This is a genomic window from Streptomyces sp. NPDC047117, from assembly GCF_040643545.1.
GTDB lineage: Bacteria > Actinomycetota > Actinomycetes > Streptomycetales > Streptomycetaceae > Streptomyces.
The window spans coordinates 90934-109864 of record NZ_JBEYUN010000014.1; the positions used below are offsets into that span (position 1 = coordinate 90934).

Sequence of the window (18931 nt, forward strand, 5' to 3'; positions counted from 1 at the left end):
GTGTCGCCATGGACCTCATCGCACAGCTGCGCAGCGGACTCCCCGAAGAGGCGGTCCTCACCGACCCCGACGTCACCGGTTCCTACGCCAACGACATGGCCAGCTTCTGCGAGGCCGGCGTCCCCGCAGTCGTCGTCCTGCCGCGCACCGTCGAGCAGGTCCAGCACGTCATGCGCACCGCCACCGAGCTGCGCGTCCCCGTCGTCCCGCAGGGCTCCCGCACCGGCCTGTCCGGTGCCGCCAACGCCTCCGACGGCTGCATCGTCCTGTCCCTCACCAAGATGGACCGGATCCTGGAGATCAACCCCGTCGACCGGATCGCGGTCGTCGAGCCCGGCGTCATCAACGCCACCCTCTCCCGGGCCGTGAACGAGCACGGCCTGTACTACCCGCCGGACCCCTCCAGCTGGGAGATGTGCTCCATCGGCGGCAACATCGGCACCGCGTCCGGCGGCCTGTGCTGCGTGAAGTACGGCGTCACCGCCGAGTACGTGCTCGGCCTGGACGTGGTGCTCGCCGACGGCCGGCTGCTGCAGACCGGCCGCCGCACCGCCAAGGGCGTCGCCGGCTACGACCTCACCCGGCTCTTCGTCGGCTCCGAGGGCAGCCTCGGCATCGTCGTACGCGCCGTCCTCTCGCTCCGGCCCGAGCCGCCGCAGCAGCTCGCGCTGGCCGCTGAGTTCCCCTCCACGGACGCCGCGTGCGCCGCGGTCTGCGAGATCATGGCCCGCGGCCACGCCCCCTCGCTGCTGGAGCTGATGGACCGTACGAGCATCCGCGCGGTCAACGCCATGGCCAACATGGGCCTCCCGGACTCCACCGAGGCGCTGCTGCTCGCCGCCTTCGACAGCCCGGACCCGTCCGCCGAACTGGCCGCCGTCGGCGCCATCTGCGAGGCGGCGGGCGCCACCGAGGTCGTCCCCGCCGAGACCGCCGCCGAGTCGGACCTGCTGCTGCAGGCCCGCCGGCTCACCCTCACCGCCCTCGAAGCGGTGAAGACGGCCACGATGATCGACGACGTGTGCGTACCCCGCTCCAAGCTCGCCGACCTGCTCAACGGCTGCGCCGCCATCGCCGAGAAGTACGACCTCACCATCGGCGTCTGCGCGCACGCGGGCGACGGCAACACCCACCCCACCGTCTGCTTCGACGCCGCCGACCCCGACGAGTCCCGGCGCGCCCGCGAGTCCTTCGACGAGATCATGGGCCTCGGCCTGGAGCTGGGCGGCACGATCACCGGCGAACACGGCGTCGGCATACTGAAGAAGGAGTGGCTGGCCCGCGAACTGGGCCCGGTCTCCCTGGAGATGCACCAGGGCATCAAGCAGGTCTTCGACCCGCACGGCCTGCTGAACCCGGGAAAGGTCTTCTGACCGGCCCGCGCCGGGGCCCGGTGTCGGTGCCGGGACGTACAGTCCAGGCATGAATGACGTACTGACGTGGGTGGCGCTGGTCCTCGCCGTCCTCCTGCTGGTCAACTCCTTCTCCGACATGCGCGCCAAGCGGCTGGAGCGGCGCCTGCGGGAGACCGAGCACCGCCTGGACCTCCTCCTCGCGCACCACGGCATCGTGGACGACCGCCCCGAGCTGGCCGAGATCGACGACCTGCTCCGCCGCGACCGCAAGGTCGAGGCGATCAAGCGGTACCGGCAGCTGACGGGCGCCGGCCTGGTGGAGGCCAAGGAGGCGGTCGAGGCGCGCATACGCTGACCGGCGCTCGCCTGGCCATGGCGCGCTCGCGGGCGGAGGATGGGCGCGACGACCGTCCACCGCCGGATCAGCCGGACGCAGGGAGCGAGAGCGCCGATGGCACCCACCGCAGAAGCCGCAGCGAAGAGCAGGGAGTACGACGTCGTGGTGCTGGGCGCGGGCCCGGTCGGCGAGAACGTCGCCGACCGCGCGCACGCGCTCGGGCTGAGCGCCGTGATCGTGGAGAGCGAACTGGTCGGCGGCGAGTGCTCGTACTGGGCCTGCATGCCGTCCAAGGCGCTGCTGCGCCCGGTCACCGCGCGCGCCGACGCCCGCCGCGTCCCCGGGGTGCCCGAGGCCGCGGGCGGACCGCTCGACGCCCGCGCCGTGTTCGCCCACCGCGACGCCTTCACCTCGCACTGGAAGGACGACGGCCAGGTCGAGTGGCTGGACTCGGCCGGCATCGACCTCGTGCGCGGCAAGGGCCGGCTGACGGGGCCCAAGCGGGTGACCGTCGACGGCGGCACCGAGCTGATCGCCCGGCACGCCGTCGCGGTCTGCACGGGCAGCCGGGCGGCGCTCCCCGACCTGCCGGGCCTGGACACGGCCAAGCCCTGGACCAGCCGCGAGGCGACCAGCGCGCAGAAGGTGCCGGACCGGCTCGCGGTGGTCGGCGGCGGCGTGGTCGCCGTGGAGATGGCGACCGTCTTCCAGGCGCTCGGCTCCCGGGTCACCATGCTCGTACGGGGCGGGTCGCTGCTGGCCCGGATGGAGCCGTTCGCCGGCGAGCTGGTCGCCGAGGCACTGGGCGAGGCCGGCGCCGACCTCCGATGGCACACCTCCGTCGAGGAGGCGCACCGCCCGGACCCGGACGGCCCCGTCACCCTCACCCTGGGCGGCGGTGAGCGGATCGAGGCCGACGAGGTGCTCTTCGCCACCGGACGCGCGCCGCGCACCGACGACCTGGGGCTGGAGACCGTGGGCCTGGAGCCGGGCAGCTGGCTGGACGTGGACGACAGCTGCCGGGTCACGGGCGTCGACGGGGACTGGCTGTACGCGGTCGGCGACGTCAACCACCGGGCGCTCCTGACCCACCAGGGCAAGTACCAGGCCCGGATCGCGGGTGCCGCCATCGCGGCCCGCGCCCAGGGCACACCCGGCCTGGACACCGGCCGCTGGGGCGCGCACGCCGCGACCGCCGACACCGCCGCCGTCCCGCAGGTCGTCTTCACCGACCCGGAGGCGGCCTCGGTCGGGCTGACCGCCGAGGAGGCCGGGCGCGCGGGGCACCGCGTCCGCAGCGTCGACGTCGACCTGGGCGGCGTGGCGGGCGCGAGTCTGTACGCCGACGGCTACCGCGGCCGCGCCCGGATGGTCGTCGACCTGGACCGCGAGGTGCTGCTCGGCGTGACGTTCGTCGGCCCGGGCGTCGGTGAGCTGCTCCATTCGGCGACCGTCGCCGTGGCCGGTGAGGTGCCGCTGTCCCGCCTGTGGCACGCCGTGCCCGCGTACCCGACGATCAGCGAGGTGTGGCTGCGGCTGCTGGAGACCTACCGGGGCTGAGCCGCCGATCGGCACGCCGTACGGCACCCACGGGCTGGGCGCATGAGCGACGACAGCGGGGATTCCGTGGCCTCCGGCAGCAGCGGCCGGGGCGGGGCGGTTCGCTGCCCGACCTGCGACTGCTCAGGTGGGCCCGGCGCCGGGAGACCGCGGTGATCCTCCTGGCGCTGGTGGTGCTCGCCGCCCTCGCGTCCTGACCGGCGCGCCCCTGCCGGGGCGCGGCCGAGCGGGGCCGGGTGGCCCCGCGGCTCAGTCGAGTTCCGGGTCGCCGGTCATGACGGCGGCCAGGCGCAGATGGGGGGCGGCCTCGTCGGACCGCCCCTGGCGCTGGAGAGTACGGCCCAGCATCAGCCGGGCGTAGCTCTCGACCGGGTCCCGCTCCAGGACCGCGCGCAACTCCGTCTCCGCGCGCCAGAGCTGCGCGGAGTGGTAGTAGGCGCGGGCCAGCAGCAGGCGCGGCGCGACCTGCTCGGGTACCTCGGCGACGAGGCCTTCGAGGATGTGCGCCGCGGTGGTGTAGTCCTTGGCGTCGAAGAAGAGTCCCGCACGGTCCCAGCGCTCGGCGGGGGAGCCCTGCGTGTAGTACGTCTCGGTCATGGTCTCGGCAACGCCGCGAGGTGGTTGAACATTCCACCAAGGTCGGCGGGGGTGCCGTCTTTCCTAGGCGCCGCTCTCCGGCGACTCGTCCGACGGCCAGGGGTCCAGCAGCCACAGGTCGTCGCGCGCGGCCGGCGCCAGCAGCTCCCTCAGCCCTTTGTCGATCCCGAGGTGCTCCTCCTCGGTGCCCGGCGGCACCAGCCGCAGCGTGCGCTCCAGCCACGCCGACACCGCGGTGGCCGGCGCCTCCAGCAGCGCGTCCCCGTCCGGGGAGCTCAGCGCCATGCAGACCAGGCTCCGTCCCTCGACCTTGGTCGGCCACACCCGCACGTCGCCGTGCCCGCACGGCCGGAACACCCCCTCCACCAGCAACTCGCGGGCGAACGTCCAGTTGACGGGGGCGTCGGATCCGATGTGGAAGGCGACGTGTACGGCGTAGGGGTCGTCGGTCCGGTAGGTGAGCCGGGCGGGCACCGCGACGCTGCGCTCCGGCGACAGCACCAGACCCAGTTCCAGCTCTCGTTCCACCACGGTGTGCATGAGTCACGCCTCTCTACGTTCCTGTGCGGGCACCCCGTGAACAACCGCCCGCACAGGGATAGAGGCAGCGACTCCCGGACCATTACGCGACTTCGTACAACTTTTTTCGCACCCCTCTTCCGAGGGGTCAGGACCCGGGACATACCCGACGACCACCCCCCGTCTGATAGATGTGGACGCTGCGTTGCGGCAGACTGCACTAGCCCCACCCCGCCCCAGCAGGCCGAGCACAGATACGGGATTTTGGACATGAGCGCGCCTTTGTCAGGATCCGCCGGCGACAGCCCCGCCCCCGGCTACTACCCGGATCCGTCCATCCCCGGCTACATCCGGTACTGGAACGGCGCCTCCTGGGTGCCCGGCACCAGCCGGCCGGCGCCCGCCGAGGGCGAGGCGATGCCCTCCCCGCCGCCGGGCGCAGCCCCCGCGCCGTCCGCCGCCCAGCCGCCCGCCGCCGAGGAGACCGGCCCGGTCTTCTTCGACGAGGAGGAGGACTCCGGGCAGGTCGACGGCGAGGCCGAGGGCGACGCCCTCGCGGTGCGCGAGCGCGGCGAGGTGGACGTGGCGTCCGCCGACTGGGACGACCCGCGCCGGCTGCACGGCAACAGCCCCGGATCGGGCACCTCGTGGCAGGCCGACTCCGCCCACCAGAGCGGCTTCGGCGGCGAGCAGGACCGCCGGGTCTCCTGGGGCTCGGTCCCGCCGCAGCGCGAGGGCGCGGCACCGGGCGCGCCCGGCGAGGCCCAGCCGTGGGGCGACGGCGCCCCGGTAGGAGCGCAGGAAGGTTCGGACGCCGCCCCCGCCGCGCAGGGCGAGCGTACGGACGCCGCGCCCGCCACCGGTGAGCCGCCGGCCGTCGAGGCCGCGCAGCCCGCCGTCCCGGCCGAGGGCACCATGGCCTTCCGCGCGCTGCGCCCCGGCGGGACCGCGGGGGAGCAGCCGGCATCGGCGGCTCAGGACACGGGCCGGGCCGACGGCACGATGGCGATCCGGCTGGACCGCGGCGACGCCCGCCCCGCGACCGGCTCCCCGGCCGCGCAGGCCCCCGCCGCGCAGCCCCCGGCCGGCCGGCAGTCCCCGCCGTCGGCGCCCGCCTACGGCTACCCCCCGCAGGGCACCCCCGCCGTGCCCGGCCAGGGCGGTTACGGCTACCCGCAGCAGGCCGGTCCCGCGGCGCCGGGCCCGCAGCAGCAGAGCGGCTACGGCTACCCGCAGGCAGGCCCCGCCGCGTCGCAGCAGAGCGGGTACGGCTACCCCCAGCAGTCGGGCCCCGCGGCTGCCCCGCAGTCCGGCCCGTCGGCCCCGCAGCAGTCCGGCGCGCCCGAGAGCGTCATCCCCTGGAAGCCGCCGGCCGACAACCCCTTCCTCCAGGCCGCGCAGGACCAGGGCCGGCCCGCCCCGCTCGGCCGCCGGGTCGCCGCCCGGCTGATCGACACGGCGGTGCTGGGCGCGCTGATCGCCGGGGTCGCCGTACCGCTGTGGAACGCGTCGGCCGACCACATCGACGCCAAGGTCGAGGCGGCGAAGGAGGCCGGCGTGCAGACCACCGTCTACCTCCTCGACGGCACCACCGGCGGCTACCTGGCCATCGTGATCGCGGTGCTGCTGGTCGTCGGCCTGCTCTGCGAGGCGCTGCCCACCGCCAAGTGGGGCCACACGCTGGGCAAGAAGCTCTGCGGCCTGCGGGTGCTGGACATCGAGGGGCACGACACCCCGGGTCTCGCCGCGGCGATCAAGCGCTGGCTGGTGTACGGCGTGCTCGGCGTGCTGGCCATCGGCGTGGTCAACGCCCTGTGGTGCCTGATCGACCGCCCCTGGCGGCAGTGCTGGCACGACAAGACGGCCCGGACGTTCGTGGCCGAGGGCTGACCCCTTCCGAGGGCTGACCCTTTCCGCGGACTGGCCCCTTCCGGGGCGGCCGCGGGCCCGGTGCGCGAGCCGGGGCGTCCATGTGCGCCCCGGAGCGCCGCAGCACGCCCGCGCACGCTGCGCGCACCTCTCCGGCGCGTCGCACTTCCCCCGAACGGCGCACGCCGGATGCGGCGCCCGGTGGTACGCGGTCGACTCGGGCCATGAGTACCGACCAGCCGAGGCCCGGATCCGGCGAGCCGCCGGAAGACGACCCGTTCCTCAAGAAGCCGCAGCACCCGCAGGAGCCGGGCGGCGACCCGTACGGCGGCGCGCCCCGGGGCCCCGCCGCGGGCGGTCCGTACGGCGGCGGCCCCCCGCCCGGAGGCGGTCCCTACGGTCCTCCGCCCGGCGGCGGTCCCTACGGTGGCCCGCCCGGCGGCGGCCCGTACGGCGGTGCCCCCTACGGCGGTGGTGATCCCTACGGCGCCCCCGATCCGCTCGCCGGGATGCCGCCGCTCGCGGGCCGCGGCCGGCGGCTGGTGGCGCGGATCATCGACGGCATCCTCATCGGGGTGCCGGTGGGCCTGATCATGTGGTTCCTCGTGGGCGGGGTGGACTACACCGCGACGAGCGCCGGCGACAGCGGCAAGCAGACGCTGGTCTCCGGCGTCACGATGCTGGCCTACCTGGTCTACGAGGGCGTCATGCTCACCACCCGCGGCCAGACCGTCGGGAAGATGGCCATGAAGATCAGGGTGGCGATGCTGGAGAACGGGGCGATCCCCACGCCCCGGGCGGGCTGGGTACGGGCCGCCGTCTACACCCTGCCCGAGATCATTCCCTGCTGCGGCACGATCTTCTGGCTGCTCAACGCCCTGTGGTGCACCTGGGACAAGCCGTACCAGCAGTGCCTGCACGACAAGGCGGCCCGCACGGTGGTGGTCTCCACCGCCTGACCGCCCGCGCGTCCTAACGGGAGTGTTCGCCGACCCGTGCCTCGGCAGGCCGGGTCGGCGACGTACGCCGTCCCACGAAGCCTTCGGGCCGCACCTGTGGGGCGGCGGCGCGCGTCCGGCGGGCCCGCACCGAGCGCGGCAGCGGCGCCGTGACCGCGACGAGAAGCCCGAGCCCCAGCCCGGCGATGGCGATGACCGCGGCCCCGATGCCCGTCCTGGTCTGCGAGAGCAGCAGCATGGCGAGGGTGGAGAGCACGACGGTGGCCGAACCGTAGGCGAGCTGTGCGGCAGTCGGTCGAGGCATGGCGGGTCCGTCCTCGGAAGCATCAGGGGTGTGAGTCGACTTGGCGCGCCGTCAAAAGACTCTACGGTCCTTACTGCCCGAGCGGAACGTCCGGTAAGCGTGAGTTGACCCACGGGTCCGGTGCACAGGGGGCGCACCGATTCATGTCGCCGGTCAACACCCCCGTACGACGCGCCCGTTGGGGCGCTCCCGGAGGGCGCCGAGCGTCCGATACCCGTACGTGGCAAGCCGAGTAACGTACTTCGCTGACGTGCTCAAATCAAGGTCTGTCTTTTCTCCCGGCGTTCCGGTCAAATGCCTCCAACGACCGTTCGTTCTAGGGGAGGACAGCGCACGTGAGATCCCAGAGATTGCTGTTCAGATCGGCCGCCCTGGCCACGGCAACCGCCGCGATCGGGGCGGCCGTTTTTGCGTCCGGGGCCGCACAGGCCGACGGCCGCGGCGCGGCGGGGAGCGCGCCGAACGACCCGGCGCCCGCGGAACGGACGGTGGAGCACGACCTGAAGGGCCCGTTCAGCGAGCGGCAGGCGGCACAGCGCGAAGAGGCCCTCCGCCAGGTCATATCCGGCGACGCCGAGGCGACCGAGCGCGGCGGCTCGAAGGTCGTGAAGCTGGACAAGGGCAAGTACGTCGAACTGGCCCGGGAGAAGACCGACAAGATCTTCACGATCCTGGTGGAGTTCGGCGACAAGGTCGACAACACGACCATGTACGACCCGGACGGCGACGGCCCCAAGCCGCCGGTGAAGAAGTACGGCGGCGACGCAGGCCCCGCGCACAACACGATAGCCGAGCCGGACCGTGCGACGGACAACAGCACGGACTGGCAGAAGGACTTCAACCAGCAGCACTACCAGGACCTCTACTTCTCGCACGACAAGAAGAAGGAGTCCCTGGCGAAGTACTACGAGAAGCAGTCCTCGGGCCGCTACTCGGTCCAGGGCGAGGTCTCCGACTGGGTCAAGGTCGACTGGAACGAGGCCCGTTACGGGTCCAACTACTGCGGCCAGACCAACTGCTCCAACGCCTGGGACCTGATACGCGACGGTGTGAACCGGTGGGCGGACGACCAGAAGGCGGCCGGCCGCACCGACGCGCAGATCAAGGCGGACCTGGCGCAGTACGACCAGTGGGACCGCTACGACTACGACGGCGACGGCAACTTCAACGAGCCGGACGGCTACATCGACCACTTCCAGATCGTGCACGCCGGTGAGGACGAGTCCGCCGGCGGCGGGGCGCAGGGCACCGACGCCATCTGGGCGCACCGCTGGTACGCCTACGGCACCGACGCCGGCCGCACCGGCCCCGGCGAGAACCGCGCCGGCGGCGCGCAGATCGGCTCCACCGGCATCTGGGTCGGCGACTACACCATGCAGCCGGAGAACGGCGGCCTCGGCGTCTTCGCGCACGAGTACGGCCACGACCTGGGCCTGCCGGACGAGTACGACACCGGCGGCACCGGCGAGTCCTCCGTCGACTTCTGGTCCCTGATGTCCTCCGGCTCCTGGCTCGGCGAGGGCAAGGACTCCATCGGCGACCTGCCCGGCGACATGAGCGCCTGGGACAAGCTCCAGCTGGGCTGGCTCAACTACGACACCGCGCGCGCCGCGACGAAGTCCTGGCACAAGCTGGGCGTCGCCGAGTACAACACCAAGCACAAGCAGGCGCTCGTCGTCGAGCTGCCGAAGAAGGCCGTCACCACCTCGGTCGTGAAGCCTGCCGAGGGCGCCAAGCAGTGGTGGAGCGGCATGGGTGACGACCTGAAGAACACCCTCACCCGGTCCGTCGACCTCACCGGCAAGGCCAAGGCGTCCCTGAACCTCAAGGGCTGGTGGGACATCGAGGCGGAGTACGACTACCTGTACGCCGAGGTCTCCACGGACGGCGGTGCCAACTGGACCCCGCTGGACGGCACCGCGAACGGCCGGGCCATCCCGCGCGACGCCGGTGACAAGCCCGCGCTGACCGGCACCGTCGACGCCTACCAGGACCTCGTCTACCCGCTGGACGCGTACGCGGGCAAGAAGGTCGACCTGCGGTTCCGCTACCAGACCGACGGCGGCGTGGCCCAGAAGGGTTTCGCGGCCGACGCGCTGAGCATCGTGGCCGACGGCAAGCCGCTCTTCACCGACGGTGCCGAGGGCGACGACGCGGGCTGGAGCGCCAAGGGCTTCTCGCGCATCGGCGAGACCTTCACCAAGGACTACCCGCAGTACTACCTCGCCGAGAACCGCCAGTACGTCTCGTACGACAAGACCCTGAAGACCGGCCCGTACAACTTCGGCTTCGCCTCCACCCGGCCGAACTGGGTCGAGCACTTCCCCTTCCAGAACGGCGTGCTGATCTGGCTGTGGGACACCTCGCAGACGGACAACAACGTCGGTGAGCACCCGGGCGCCGGCCAGATCCTCCCCGTCGACGCGCACCCGAAGGCCACGAAGTGGTCGGACGGCAAGCTCATGCGCAACCGCTTCCAGACCTACGACTCGACCTTCACCGCGGCCCGCACCGACGCGATCACGCTGCACAAGGACGGCAAGGCGGTGCGGCTCCCGTCGCAGAAGGGCATCACGCTCTTCGACGACCGTTACGGGATCTACTACGACAAGATGAACCCGACCGGTGGTGTGATCGTTCCTGACACCAACACCCGGATCAAGATCTCCAAGGAGGCCAAGGACGGCTCCACGGTGATCGTCGAGGTCGGACGCGCAGCGAAGAAGTAAGTAAATCCGCAGGTCACAGACGTATCGGCCGCCACCCCCTAGCGGGCGGCGGCCGATCGCGTTTAGATGCCTCCTGTGGCCCTCTTGCTGACACGCAGTCTCACGAGGGGATCCCGACGCATGCCCCGACCCGGCCTGCGCCGGCCGCACGACCATGCACCGACCGCTGCACCGACCATGCACGGGGGACACATGACCCTGACCGGATCCGGCTTCACCAGGCTTCCCGGAGGAAGCGTGGTGGTGGCCCTCTCGCTGCCCAGACCGGGCGGCAGCGGCCACCGCGTACGCGTCCTCGTCCACGCCGCGAACCGCCCGCGCGCCCTGACCCGGCTGCGCAACCTCGGCCTGCGCGCCGTCTACCTCCGCGGCAACACGGAGCCGCCCACACCGGACGAGGTCACGGCCGTCCTGCACCACCCCGACGGCCTGGTCTGGCGCGCCGCACCGGAGGACGACACGGAGTCCTGGCACCCGATACGGGCGCTGCTGCGCCCTGCCGTCCCGGAGCCGCTCGGCCCCCGCTGACACGCCCCGGAGGGCGCTCCTCAGCCCCCGCTGACCACCGGCTTGCCGGTCAGCTCGGCCCCGGCCTCGCGCAGCTCGGCGACCGCCGCCTCCGTCGTGTGCGGGGCCACCCCGGCCGTCAGGTCCAGCAGGACCCGGGTCCGGAACCCCTCGCGCACGGCGTCCAGCGCCGTGGCCCGCACGCAGTGGTCCGTGGCGATGCCCACCACGTCGACCTCGCTCACGTCGTGCGCGCGCAGCCACTCCGCCGTCGAGGTGCCGTTCTCGTCCACGCCCTCGAAGCCGCTGTACGCCGCGGCGTACTCGCCCTTGGAGAAGACCGCGTCGATCGCGCCCGAGACGATGGCGGGCGCGAAATTGGGGTGGAAGCCGCTGCCCTCGGTCCCGGCGACGCAGTGCACCGGCCAGCTGTGCTCGTAGTCCGGCCGGGTGGAGAAGTGGTCCCCGGGGTCGATGTGGTGGTCGCGGGTGGCCACCACGTACTGGTAACCGCCGCCCGCGGCCTCGCCCACCAGATCGGTGATGGCTGCGGCGATGTCCGAGCCGCCGGCCACCGCGAGGCTGCCGCCCTCACAGAAGTCGTTCTGTACGTCCACGACGATCAATGCCCGGTGCATGGTGCGGCCTTCCGGATGGGAAATGGGGGGACGGGGTGGCGGCTGTGGAAAATGTGGGGGCTACGGCACACGCCGATGTGACCGAGGGTAGCCACTGACCCGGGGTTCCGGGAGTGGGCGCTGTACGGCGGTTCGCGACACACCGGCAGGCCAGAGGCGCAGAGCGGGGCAGCGATGCGCCCCGCCGCGCCCCGGCCGCCGGCCGGTCGGTTCCCGAGGTCCTGTGTACCGAGGTACCCGGGAAAGCCGCCTCAGACGTGCTCCGTCGGCAGCACGGCCTCACCGCGCGACAGCTGCATCGCCGACATCGGCAGGCCGGCGAGGGCCGCGAGGTGCCGGTCGCGCGCGACGTCCAGCGGCTCGCGGGCGATCACCTCGCCGCCGCGCACCAGCGGCACCTGGAGCTGCCGGTCGGCCAGCTCGGCGGGGACCGGCCCGGTGCCGACGACCTCGGCCTCCGCCACGCCGTGCTCGTCCCGGCGCCGCGCGGACCACTTGCGGCCCCCCTGCGAGGCCTTGCCGCCCATGGACTTCTTCGCGACCGGCCGCAGCGGCGCGTCGGCGCCGTCGCTGTCGGCGCGCGCGACCAGCTTGTAGACCATCGAGCAGGTGGGGTGCCCGCTGCCGGTGACCAGCTGGGTGCCGACGCCGTACGCGTCCACGGGGGCCGCGGCCAGCGAGGCGATGGCGTACTCGTCCAGGTCGCTGGTGACCACGATCCGGGTGTCCGTGGCGCCCAGCTCGTTCAGCTGCTCGCGCACCCGGTGGGCGAGGAGCAGCAGGTCGCCGGAGTCGATGCGGACGGCGCCCAGGCCGGGCCCGGCCACCTCGACGGCGGTACGGACCGCCTCGGCGACGTCGTACGTGTCCACCAGCAGAGTCGTTCCTGCACCCAGGCTGTCGACCTGTGCGGTGAACGCGTCCCGCTCGCTGTCGTGCAGCAGGGTGAAGGAGTGGGCGCTGGTCCCGGCCGTCGGGATGTTGTACCGGAAGCCGGCCGCGAGGTCGGAGGTGGTGTGGAAGCCGCCCACGTACGCGGCCCGGGAGGCGGCCACCGCGGCCAGCTCGTGGGTGCGCCGGGCGCCCATCTCGATCAGCGGGCGTCCGCCGGCCGCGACCGACATCCGGGACGCGGCGGCGGCCACAGCGGAGTCGTGGTTGAGGATCGAGAGGATCACCGTCTCCAGCAGCACGGCCTCGGCGAAGGTGCCCTCGACGCGCAGGATCGGCGAGCCGGGGAAGTAGACCTCGCCCTCGGGGTAGCCCCAGATGTCGCCGCGGAAGCGGAAATCGGCGAGCCATCGGCGGGTCTCGTCGTCGAGGATGCCGCGGTCGGCGAGGAAGTCCAGGATGGTCGCGTCGAAGCGGAAGTTCTCCACGGCGTCCAGCACCCGGCCCGTGCCGGCCACGACGCCGTAGCGGCGGCCCTCGGGCAGCCGCCGGGTGAAGACCTCGAAGACCGAGCGGCGGTCGGCGGTCCCGGACCGCAGCGCGGCCTGCAGCATGGTGAGTTCGTACTGGTCGGTGAAGAGCGCAGTCGACGGCACGGCCACCGGCAGCCCCAAATCGGCAACGTTCACTTCCGCTTACCTCGCAATTCGACGTCCCAAGACCACACCGAACCGGCTGGGCGTCCGGGGGTCATCCCCCGGGAGATGCAGTCATACGTCGATGCTACCCCGCTTACTCGTCACATTGACGATTTCCCCGGGTCGTTTGTGCGTGTGCCCCTCCCGGGTGGCAGCATGGAACCCGTGAGTGTCGCACCGACGGAGATCGAACGTCCCGAAACGACCGAAGCACCTTTCGAGGTGACGGAACCCGACGTGCCCTGGGTGACCGTCGTTCACAATGACCCCGTCAACCTCATGAGTTACGTGACCTACGTGTTCCAGGCGTACTTCGGGTACTCCAAGGAGAAGGCACGCAAGCTCATGCTCGACGTCCATCGGAAGGGCCGCGCGATCGTGTCCAGCGGCACCCGCGAAGAAATGGAGCGCGACGTGCAGGCGATGCACGGCTACGGCCTCTGGGCGACCCTCACGCAGGACCGCTGATGGCCGGCCACTTCGAAGCCCTGCCCGGCGGGGGAGCGGCGGCCGCCTTCGACGAGGTCGAGATCTCCATCCTGCGCAGCCTGGCCGTCCAGCTGATGGAGCTGGTGGGCCCGGGTGATGAGCCCGCCGAGGGCGCCGACCCGCTGGACGCGCTCTTCGCCGAGGGGCCCAGCGAGCCGCCGTCCGACCCGGCGCTGGCCCGGCTCTTCCCCGACGCGTACGGCGGCCCCGACCACGTTCCGGACGACGACGCGCGCGCCGCCTCGGCGGAGTTCCGCCGCTACACCGAGAACGACCTGCGGGCCCGTAAGCGCGAGGACGCCCTGGCGGTCGTCCGCTCCCTGGACGCGCTGTCCGCGGAGGGAGACAAGAAGGCCGAGGGCGCCGTGCTGCGGCTGAAGCCCGACGAGTCCCAGCAGTGGCTGGGCGCGCTGAACGATCTCCGGCTGGCGATCGGCACCCGTCTGGAGGTCTCGGACGAGGACGACGGCAGCGGGCTTATCGGCCTGCCGGACGACGACCCGCGCAAGCCGATGGCGATGGCGTACCTCTGGCTGGGCGGGCTGCAGGAGACCTTGATCGAGACGCTGATGCCCTGACCGGCGGCTTCGTCACCGGTCCGGCACGTTCGACTACGTACGGAGAGGCGTTCGCTCAGCGGATGCTCAAATCCGGATAACGATCGCATTACTGCGGAGCCCGGCCATCCTGCGCCTTTTGAATTTTGTCCTACTTTCTCTGTTGTGCCCTGCGGTGTCCCGGTAGTACATCCTCAGTGGTCGTGGTAAAAACTCTCGACCTGCCGCCGGTGACGCCACCCCTGTCGCCGCGGGAGCGCTTCGCCGGCCGACCGTCGGCGTGCAGGACTCCATCCGGGGGGATCGGGACCCGATCCGGACAGACCGGGTCGGAATGGAGAAAGGCGCACCACACATGACCTCAGCGCAGGTCGACAATCAGCACGGCGTCACCGACGCCGCGGGATCTGCCCCCGAAGAGGGCTATCAGCGCGGACTGGGAAACCGGCAGATCCAGATGATCGCCATTGGTGGCGCCATCGGAACAGGCCTGTTCCTCGGGGCGGGCAAGGCGATCTCGAAGGCCGGGCCGAGCATCATCCTCGCCTACGCCATCGTCGGACTCGTCATCTTCTTCATCATGCGAGCCCTGGGCGAGCTCCTCATGTACCGCCCCGTCTCGGGCTCCTTCTCCGAGTACGCCCGCGAGTTCCTCGGCCCCTTCATGGGCTTCGTGACCGGCTGGACGTACTGGCTCTTCTGGGTCGTCACCGGCATCACCGAGGTCACCGCGGCCGCGACGTACGTCCAGTACTGGAACAAAGACATCCCACAGTGGCTTGCCGCACTGGTCTTCACCGTCGCGCTCTTCGGCATCAACCTGATCTCCGTGAAGATCTTCGGTGAGCTGGAGTTCTGGTTCTCCATGGTCAAGGTCACCGCCATCATCGGCATGATCCTGATCGGCCTCGGCGTGATCACGCTCGGCTTCTCCGACGCCGGCGACACCGCCTCCTTCAGCCTCCTGTGGTCCGAGGGCGGGTTCTTCCCCAAGGGCATCGGCGGCACGCTGATGACCCTCCAGATCGTGATGTTCGCCTTCCTCGCCGTCGAGCTGGTCGGCGTCACCGCCGGCGAGGCCACCGACCCGAAGAAGGTCCTGCCCAAGGCCATCAACACCGTGCCGTGGCGGATCGGCCTCTTCTACATCGGCGCGCTGATCATCATCCTGTCGGTCGTCAGCTGGACCGTCTTCGAGCCGGGCGTGAGCCCCTTCGTCGCGGCCTTCGCCAAGATCGGCCTCCCGGCCGGCGCCGGCATCGTGAACTTCGTCGTCCTCACCGCGGCGCTGTCCTCGGCCAACTCCGGCATGTACTCCACCGGCCGCATGCTGCGCGACCTGTCCCGCAACGGCCAGGGCCCGAAGTTCTTCAACCGGCTCAGCAAGAACGGCCTGCCCACGACCGGTACCGGCGTCTCCGTCGCGATGATGCTGGTCGGCGTCTGGATCAACTACCAGTGGCCGGGCGAGGCCTTCAACTACGTGGTCTCCTTCGCCACCATCTCCGGCATGTGGGCCTGGATCGTCATCCTGCTCTCGCAGCTGCGCTACCGGGCCAAGGCCAAGCGCGGCGAGCTGCCGCAGTCGGAGTTCAAGGCCCCCGGCGCCCCGTACACCTCGATCTTCGCGCTGGCCTTCATCGCCATGGTCATCGTGATGATGGGCATCGACCCGGACACCCGGATCTCGCTCTACGCGGCGCCGATCTGGGCCGCGATCATGGGCCTCGGCTACCTGGCCATCAAGCGCCGGGACCCCAATGTCTTCGCGGCCAAGGGCCCCGTCGACACCACGAAGAAGGGCTGAGCCCCGCGGGGCCGGTCCGGCCTCCGTGTCCAGCATCCGGGCCCGTACGTATCAGAGAATGGTACGTACGGGCCCGATGCTTATTCTTGGGCCCATGCTGACCATCACCCGGGCCCTCCACGACCAGATCGTCGAGCACGCCCGCAAGGACCACCCCGACGAGGCGTGCGGCGTCCTGGCGGGCCCGACGCCGGCGCCCGCCGACGGCCGTCCCGAGCGGTTCGTCCCGATGCTGAACGCGGCGCGGTCGCCCACGTTCTACGAATTCGACTCCACCGACCTGCTCAAGCTCTACCGCGAGCTGGACGACCGGGACGAGGAGCCCGTCGTCATCTACCACTCGCACACCGCCACCGAGGCCTACCCGTCCCGTACGGACGTCTCGTACGCGAACGAGCCGAACGCGCACTACGTCCTGGTCTCCACCGCGGACACCGACGACGCCGGCCCGTTCCAGTTCCGCTCCTTCCGGATCGTGGCGGGCGTGATCACAGAGGAGGAGGTCGAGGTCGTCGACGCGTACAAGTGACGCGTGACGCCCGTCACCTCCCGCAGGGGGTCGGCCCCGGCGGCGCAGGGTCCGCCGGGGTGCCCCGAATGGGCGCATCCCACATGGTGTGCACTGTCCGTCCGCATCCCAAGACCGGGTTCCAAAAGCCGGACCGGGAATCGATACGATGACCGCATGGTTGACCACGACGTGAGCGAAAAGACGCCGGGCTTGCTGCTCGTTGCGCGGCTGCACGTCGACCTGTGCCGCCTCGCCAGCGCGATCTGTCCGCGCCGCGCAGCCGGCTGACCGGTTCCGCCTGCCCGGACGCAGGCACCCGGCCGAGACGGCCGGCGGGCTCTGTACGTACGCCCCGCCCGCGTCCCGGGACGCCTCGCTCGACGCGCCGCAGCGGCGCATTCCAGACTCGCTCTCCGGCCCCTCCGGGAAGCACCCCAGCCAGCCGAAACCAGGAGCATCCTCATGGCCATCGAGGTCCGAATCCCGACCATCCTGCGCACCCACACCGACGGCCGGAAGGCCGTGGAGGGCAGCGGCGACACCCTCGGCGAGCTCTTCGACGACCTGGAGACCCGGCACGCCGGCATCAAGGAGCGCCTGGTCGACGGCGGGCAGCTGCGCCGCTTCGTCAACGTCTACCTGAACGACGAGGACGTCCGCTTCCTCGACGGCATCACCACGAAGGTCGCCGACGGCGACAGCGTGACGATCCTCCCCGCCGTTGCCGGTGGATCTGCCGCGGCGCAGCCGCGTCCTGCCGGGGTGGCGGACGGGCGACGGGCGGGCATGCGCTGATGCGGTACGACAGCCCGCTCGCCGCGGTCGGCAACACCCCCCTGGTGCGCCTGCCGCGGCTGTCGCCCTCCGACGACGTACGGATCTGGGCCAAGCTGGAGGACCGCAACCCCACCGGCTCCGTCAAGGACCGTCCCGCGCTGCACATGATCGAGCAGGCGGAGAAGGACGGCCGGCTCACCCCCGGCTGCACGATCCTGGAGCCCACCAGCGGCAACACCGGCATCTCGCTCGCCATGGCGGCCAAGCTCAAGGGCTACCGCATCGTGTGCGTCATGCCGGAGAACACCTCACAGGAGCGCCGCGAACTGCTCGCCATGTGGGGCGCGGAGATCATCTCCAGCCCCGCCGCGGGCGGCTCCAACACCGCCGTACGGGTCGCCAAGGAGCTCTCGGCCGAGCACCCCGACTGGGTGATGCTGTACCAGTACGGCAACCCGGACAACGCGGGCGCCCACTACGCCACCACCGGCCCCGAGATCCTCGCCGACCTGCCCTCCGTCACGCACTTCGTGGCGGGCCTGGGCACCACCGGCACCCTGATGGGCGTCGGCCGCTACCTGCGTGAGCACGTACCCGGCGTCAACATCGTGGCCGCCGAGCCGCGCTACGACGACGTCGTCTACGGCCTGCGCAACCTCGACGAGGGCTTCATCCCGGAGCTCTACGACGAGTCCGTGCTGACCACCCGCTTCTCCGTCGGCTCCCAGGACGCGGTGCGCCGCACCCGCGAACTCCTTGCCGAGGAGGGCATCTTCGCGGGCATCTCCACCGGAGCCGCCCTGCACGCCGCCATCGGCGTGGCGAAGAAGGCCGTCAAGGCGGGCGAGAACGCCGACGTCGTGTTCGTCGTCGCCGACGGCGGCTGGAAGTACCTCTCGACCGGCGTCTACACCGCCGAGAGCACCGAAGCGGCCATCGAGACGCTGCACGGTCAGCTGTGGGCGTGACCCCGCACTGACACCGCTCCCCGAAGGCGCCCGGCCCATGTGGCCGGGCGCCTTCGCGCGTTCCGGGGCTTCGCGCTGCGGCGGCCTTCGCGCGCTCCTGGCGCCTCCTGTGCCGGGGCCTACCGGGCCAGGTGCCGGACCTGTTCCCACAGCTGCGGATCGGCGGTGCCCGCACGGCGCCGGAAGCCGGTCACCGCCACCTCCCGCAGCTCGTCCGTCTCCAGATAGCTCGGCCTGTTCCGCGCGTCGCCCACCGTGCCGGGCGGCAGCGCGATCACGCCGGGCCGCTCGGCGTGGTACCGCGTAGTGATCTTCGCGACCAGCGCGGAGCCGCCGCGCACGGCCAGCACCAGACACGGCCGGTCCTTCGCCCGCCCGTCGCCCGCCACCACCCTGCCCGTCACGCTGCGCGTGGCCCCTTTCTCTGCGGAGTCCTCGAACGGCACCATCGCCCACCAGATCTCGCCCGGCTCCGGCACCCCGCCGCGGCCCTTGCCGGGACGGGCACGGACCGGCCGGTCACCCGGGCGCCGCGACCCCGGCCCGGTACCGGGCCGGCCGCCCTGCGCCGGACGGCGCCCCGGCCGCCGTCGCTTCGGGCCCCGGCCGGACCGGGCCAGCCCGTCGACCACCGCCGCCACCAGCGCCAGCACGACCACGGCCGGCACCGCCGGCCACCATGAGGTGTCCACGCCCGCCTCCTCGCTCGCCGCGACACGCCCCGCGCCGCCCGCCCGCCGGGTGCGCCACGGCCTGCCGGCCGCCGCCCGGCGGAAGATCCTCCCGCCAGGTGACCGTACATACCGGCCCTCGTCCCTCCCGGCACAAAGGCCCACCCGGACTGGTGATTCCGCCCACA

General features: G+C 71.9%; 20 protein-coding genes. 14 read left to right on the plus strand and 6 right to left on the minus strand.

The features are described 5' to 3' along the window. The first annotated feature begins 8 nt into the window (after positions 1–8). The 3 genes from ABZ840_RS25675 (at position 9) to ABZ840_RS25685 (ending at position 3252) form a co-directional block, all read left to right on the plus strand. Entirely contained in the window at positions 9–1373 is a 1365-nt protein-coding gene (locus tag ABZ840_RS25675) for an FAD-linked oxidase C-terminal domain-containing protein (protein WP_361562641.1), read from the plus strand. A 49-nt stretch (positions 1374–1422) separates the two neighbouring features. Further along, positions 1423–1710, plus strand: coding sequence for a ribosomal protein L7/L12 (locus ABZ840_RS25680; RefSeq protein WP_361562643.1), 288 nt, complete (start codon positions 1423–1425; stop codon positions 1708–1710). Positions 1711–1806: 96 nt separating this feature from the next. Further along, positions 1807–3252, plus strand: a complete 1446-nt coding sequence (locus tag ABZ840_RS25685; RefSeq protein ID WP_361562644.1) for an NAD(P)/FAD-dependent oxidoreductase — start codon at positions 1807–1809, stop codon at positions 3250–3252. A gap of 249 nt (positions 3253–3501) precedes the next feature. Here the strand turns inward: ABZ840_RS25685 and ABZ840_RS25690 are convergent, their stop codons facing one another. Together ABZ840_RS25690 and ABZ840_RS25695 are read right to left on the minus strand one after the other, a co-directional pair. Then, positions 3502–3849 carry a tetratricopeptide repeat protein gene (locus tag ABZ840_RS25690; RefSeq protein WP_361562645.1) on the minus strand — a complete coding sequence of 116 codons (348 nt, stop codon included), beginning with the start codon at positions 3847–3849 and terminating at the stop codon, positions 3502–3504. 63 nt (positions 3850–3912) lie between these two features. Further along, positions 3913–4389 (minus strand): SsgA family sporulation/cell division regulator, encoded by a 477-nt coding sequence (locus ABZ840_RS25695; protein WP_361562646.1) that lies wholly within the window; start codon positions 4387–4389, stop codon positions 3913–3915. A gap of 249 nt (positions 4390–4638) precedes the next feature. Here ABZ840_RS25695 and ABZ840_RS25700 point away from each other — a divergent pair, with 249 nt between their 5' ends. Beyond that, a complete protein-coding gene (locus tag ABZ840_RS25700) occupies positions 4639–6258 on the plus strand; it encodes an RDD family protein (protein ID WP_361562647.1) in 1620 nt (539 codons plus the stop codon). A 203-nt stretch (positions 6259–6461) separates the two neighbouring features. Continuing rightward, on the plus strand, positions 6462–7196 hold the full coding sequence (locus ABZ840_RS25705; RefSeq protein WP_361562648.1) for an RDD family protein: 735 nt from the start codon (positions 6462–6464) through the stop codon (positions 7194–7196). Between the two features lie 13 nt (positions 7197–7209). On the opposite strand, the gene ABZ840_RS25710 is transcribed toward ABZ840_RS25705, so the two are convergent. Continuing rightward, positions 7210–7500 carry a hypothetical protein gene (locus ABZ840_RS25710; protein ID WP_361562649.1) on the minus strand — a complete coding sequence of 97 codons (291 nt, stop codon included), beginning with the start codon at positions 7498–7500 and terminating at the stop codon, positions 7210–7212. Positions 7501–7835: 335 nt separating this feature from the next. On the opposite strand from ABZ840_RS25710, the gene ABZ840_RS25715 reads away from it, so the two are divergent. After that, the gene (locus ABZ840_RS25715; RefSeq protein WP_361562651.1) at positions 7836–10229 is read left to right on the plus strand and encodes an immune inhibitor A domain-containing protein; all 2394 of its coding nucleotides are present in this window, start codon (positions 7836–7838) and stop codon (positions 10227–10229) included. A gap of 192 nt (positions 10230–10421) precedes the next feature. Then, positions 10422–10757 (plus strand): hypothetical protein, encoded by a 336-nt coding sequence (locus ABZ840_RS25720; protein ID WP_361562652.1) that lies wholly within the window; start codon positions 10422–10424, stop codon positions 10755–10757. Positions 10758–10777: 20 nt separating this feature from the next. Here ABZ840_RS25720 and ABZ840_RS25725 read toward each other — a convergent pair whose 3' ends face one another. Next, positions 10778–11374 (minus strand): isochorismatase family protein, encoded by a 597-nt coding sequence (locus ABZ840_RS25725; protein WP_361562654.1) that lies wholly within the window; start codon positions 11372–11374, stop codon positions 10778–10780. 251 nt (positions 11375–11625) lie between these two features. Further along, entirely contained in the window at positions 11626–12954 is a 1329-nt protein-coding gene (locus tag ABZ840_RS25730) for a nicotinate phosphoribosyltransferase (RefSeq protein WP_361562655.1), read from the minus strand. A gap of 165 nt (positions 12955–13119) precedes the next feature. Between ABZ840_RS25730 and clpS the strand changes: the two genes are divergently transcribed. From clpS to ABZ840_RS25765, 7 genes are all read left to right on the plus strand, one after another. After that, the gene (clpS, locus tag ABZ840_RS25735; protein WP_361562657.1) at positions 13120–13431 is read left to right on the plus strand and encodes an ATP-dependent Clp protease adapter ClpS; all 312 of its coding nucleotides are present in this window, start codon (positions 13120–13122) and stop codon (positions 13429–13431) included. Then, complete coding sequence (locus tag ABZ840_RS25740) at positions 13431–14030, plus strand: DUF2017 domain-containing protein (protein WP_361562659.1); 600 nt, start codon at positions 13431–13433, stop codon at positions 14028–14030. The genes clpS and ABZ840_RS25740 overlap by 1 nt, the downstream gene beginning before the upstream one ends. A 334-nt stretch (positions 14031–14364) precedes the next feature. Then, a complete protein-coding gene (locus tag ABZ840_RS25745) occupies positions 14365–15816 on the plus strand; it encodes an amino acid permease (protein ID WP_361562660.1) in 1452 nt (483 codons plus the stop codon). A gap of 94 nt (positions 15817–15910) precedes the next feature. Beyond that, positions 15911–16345 carry a M67 family metallopeptidase gene (locus ABZ840_RS25750; protein WP_361562661.1) on the plus strand — a complete coding sequence of 145 codons (435 nt, stop codon included), beginning with the start codon at positions 15911–15913 and terminating at the stop codon, positions 16343–16345. Between the two features lie 156 nt (positions 16346–16501). Beyond that, positions 16502–16615 carry a putative leader peptide gene (locus ABZ840_RS25755; protein ID WP_361562663.1) on the plus strand — a complete coding sequence of 38 codons (114 nt, stop codon included), beginning with the start codon at positions 16502–16504 and terminating at the stop codon, positions 16613–16615. A gap of 174 nt (positions 16616–16789) precedes the next feature. Continuing rightward, entirely contained in the window at positions 16790–17122 is a 333-nt protein-coding gene (locus tag ABZ840_RS25760; protein ID WP_361562665.1) for a MoaD/ThiS family protein, read from the plus strand. Continuing rightward, positions 17122–18072 (plus strand): cysteine synthase, encoded by a 951-nt coding sequence (locus ABZ840_RS25765; protein WP_361562667.1) that lies wholly within the window; start codon positions 17122–17124, stop codon positions 18070–18072. The genes ABZ840_RS25760 and ABZ840_RS25765 overlap by 1 nt, the downstream gene beginning before the upstream one ends. A gap of 119 nt (positions 18073–18191) precedes the next feature. Here ABZ840_RS25765 and ABZ840_RS25770 read toward each other — a convergent pair whose 3' ends face one another. Then, positions 18192–18764, minus strand: a complete 573-nt coding sequence (locus tag ABZ840_RS25770) for a type II toxin-antitoxin system PemK/MazF family toxin (RefSeq protein ID WP_361562669.1) — start codon at positions 18762–18764, stop codon at positions 18192–18194. Positions 18765–18931 lie beyond the last annotated feature (167 nt).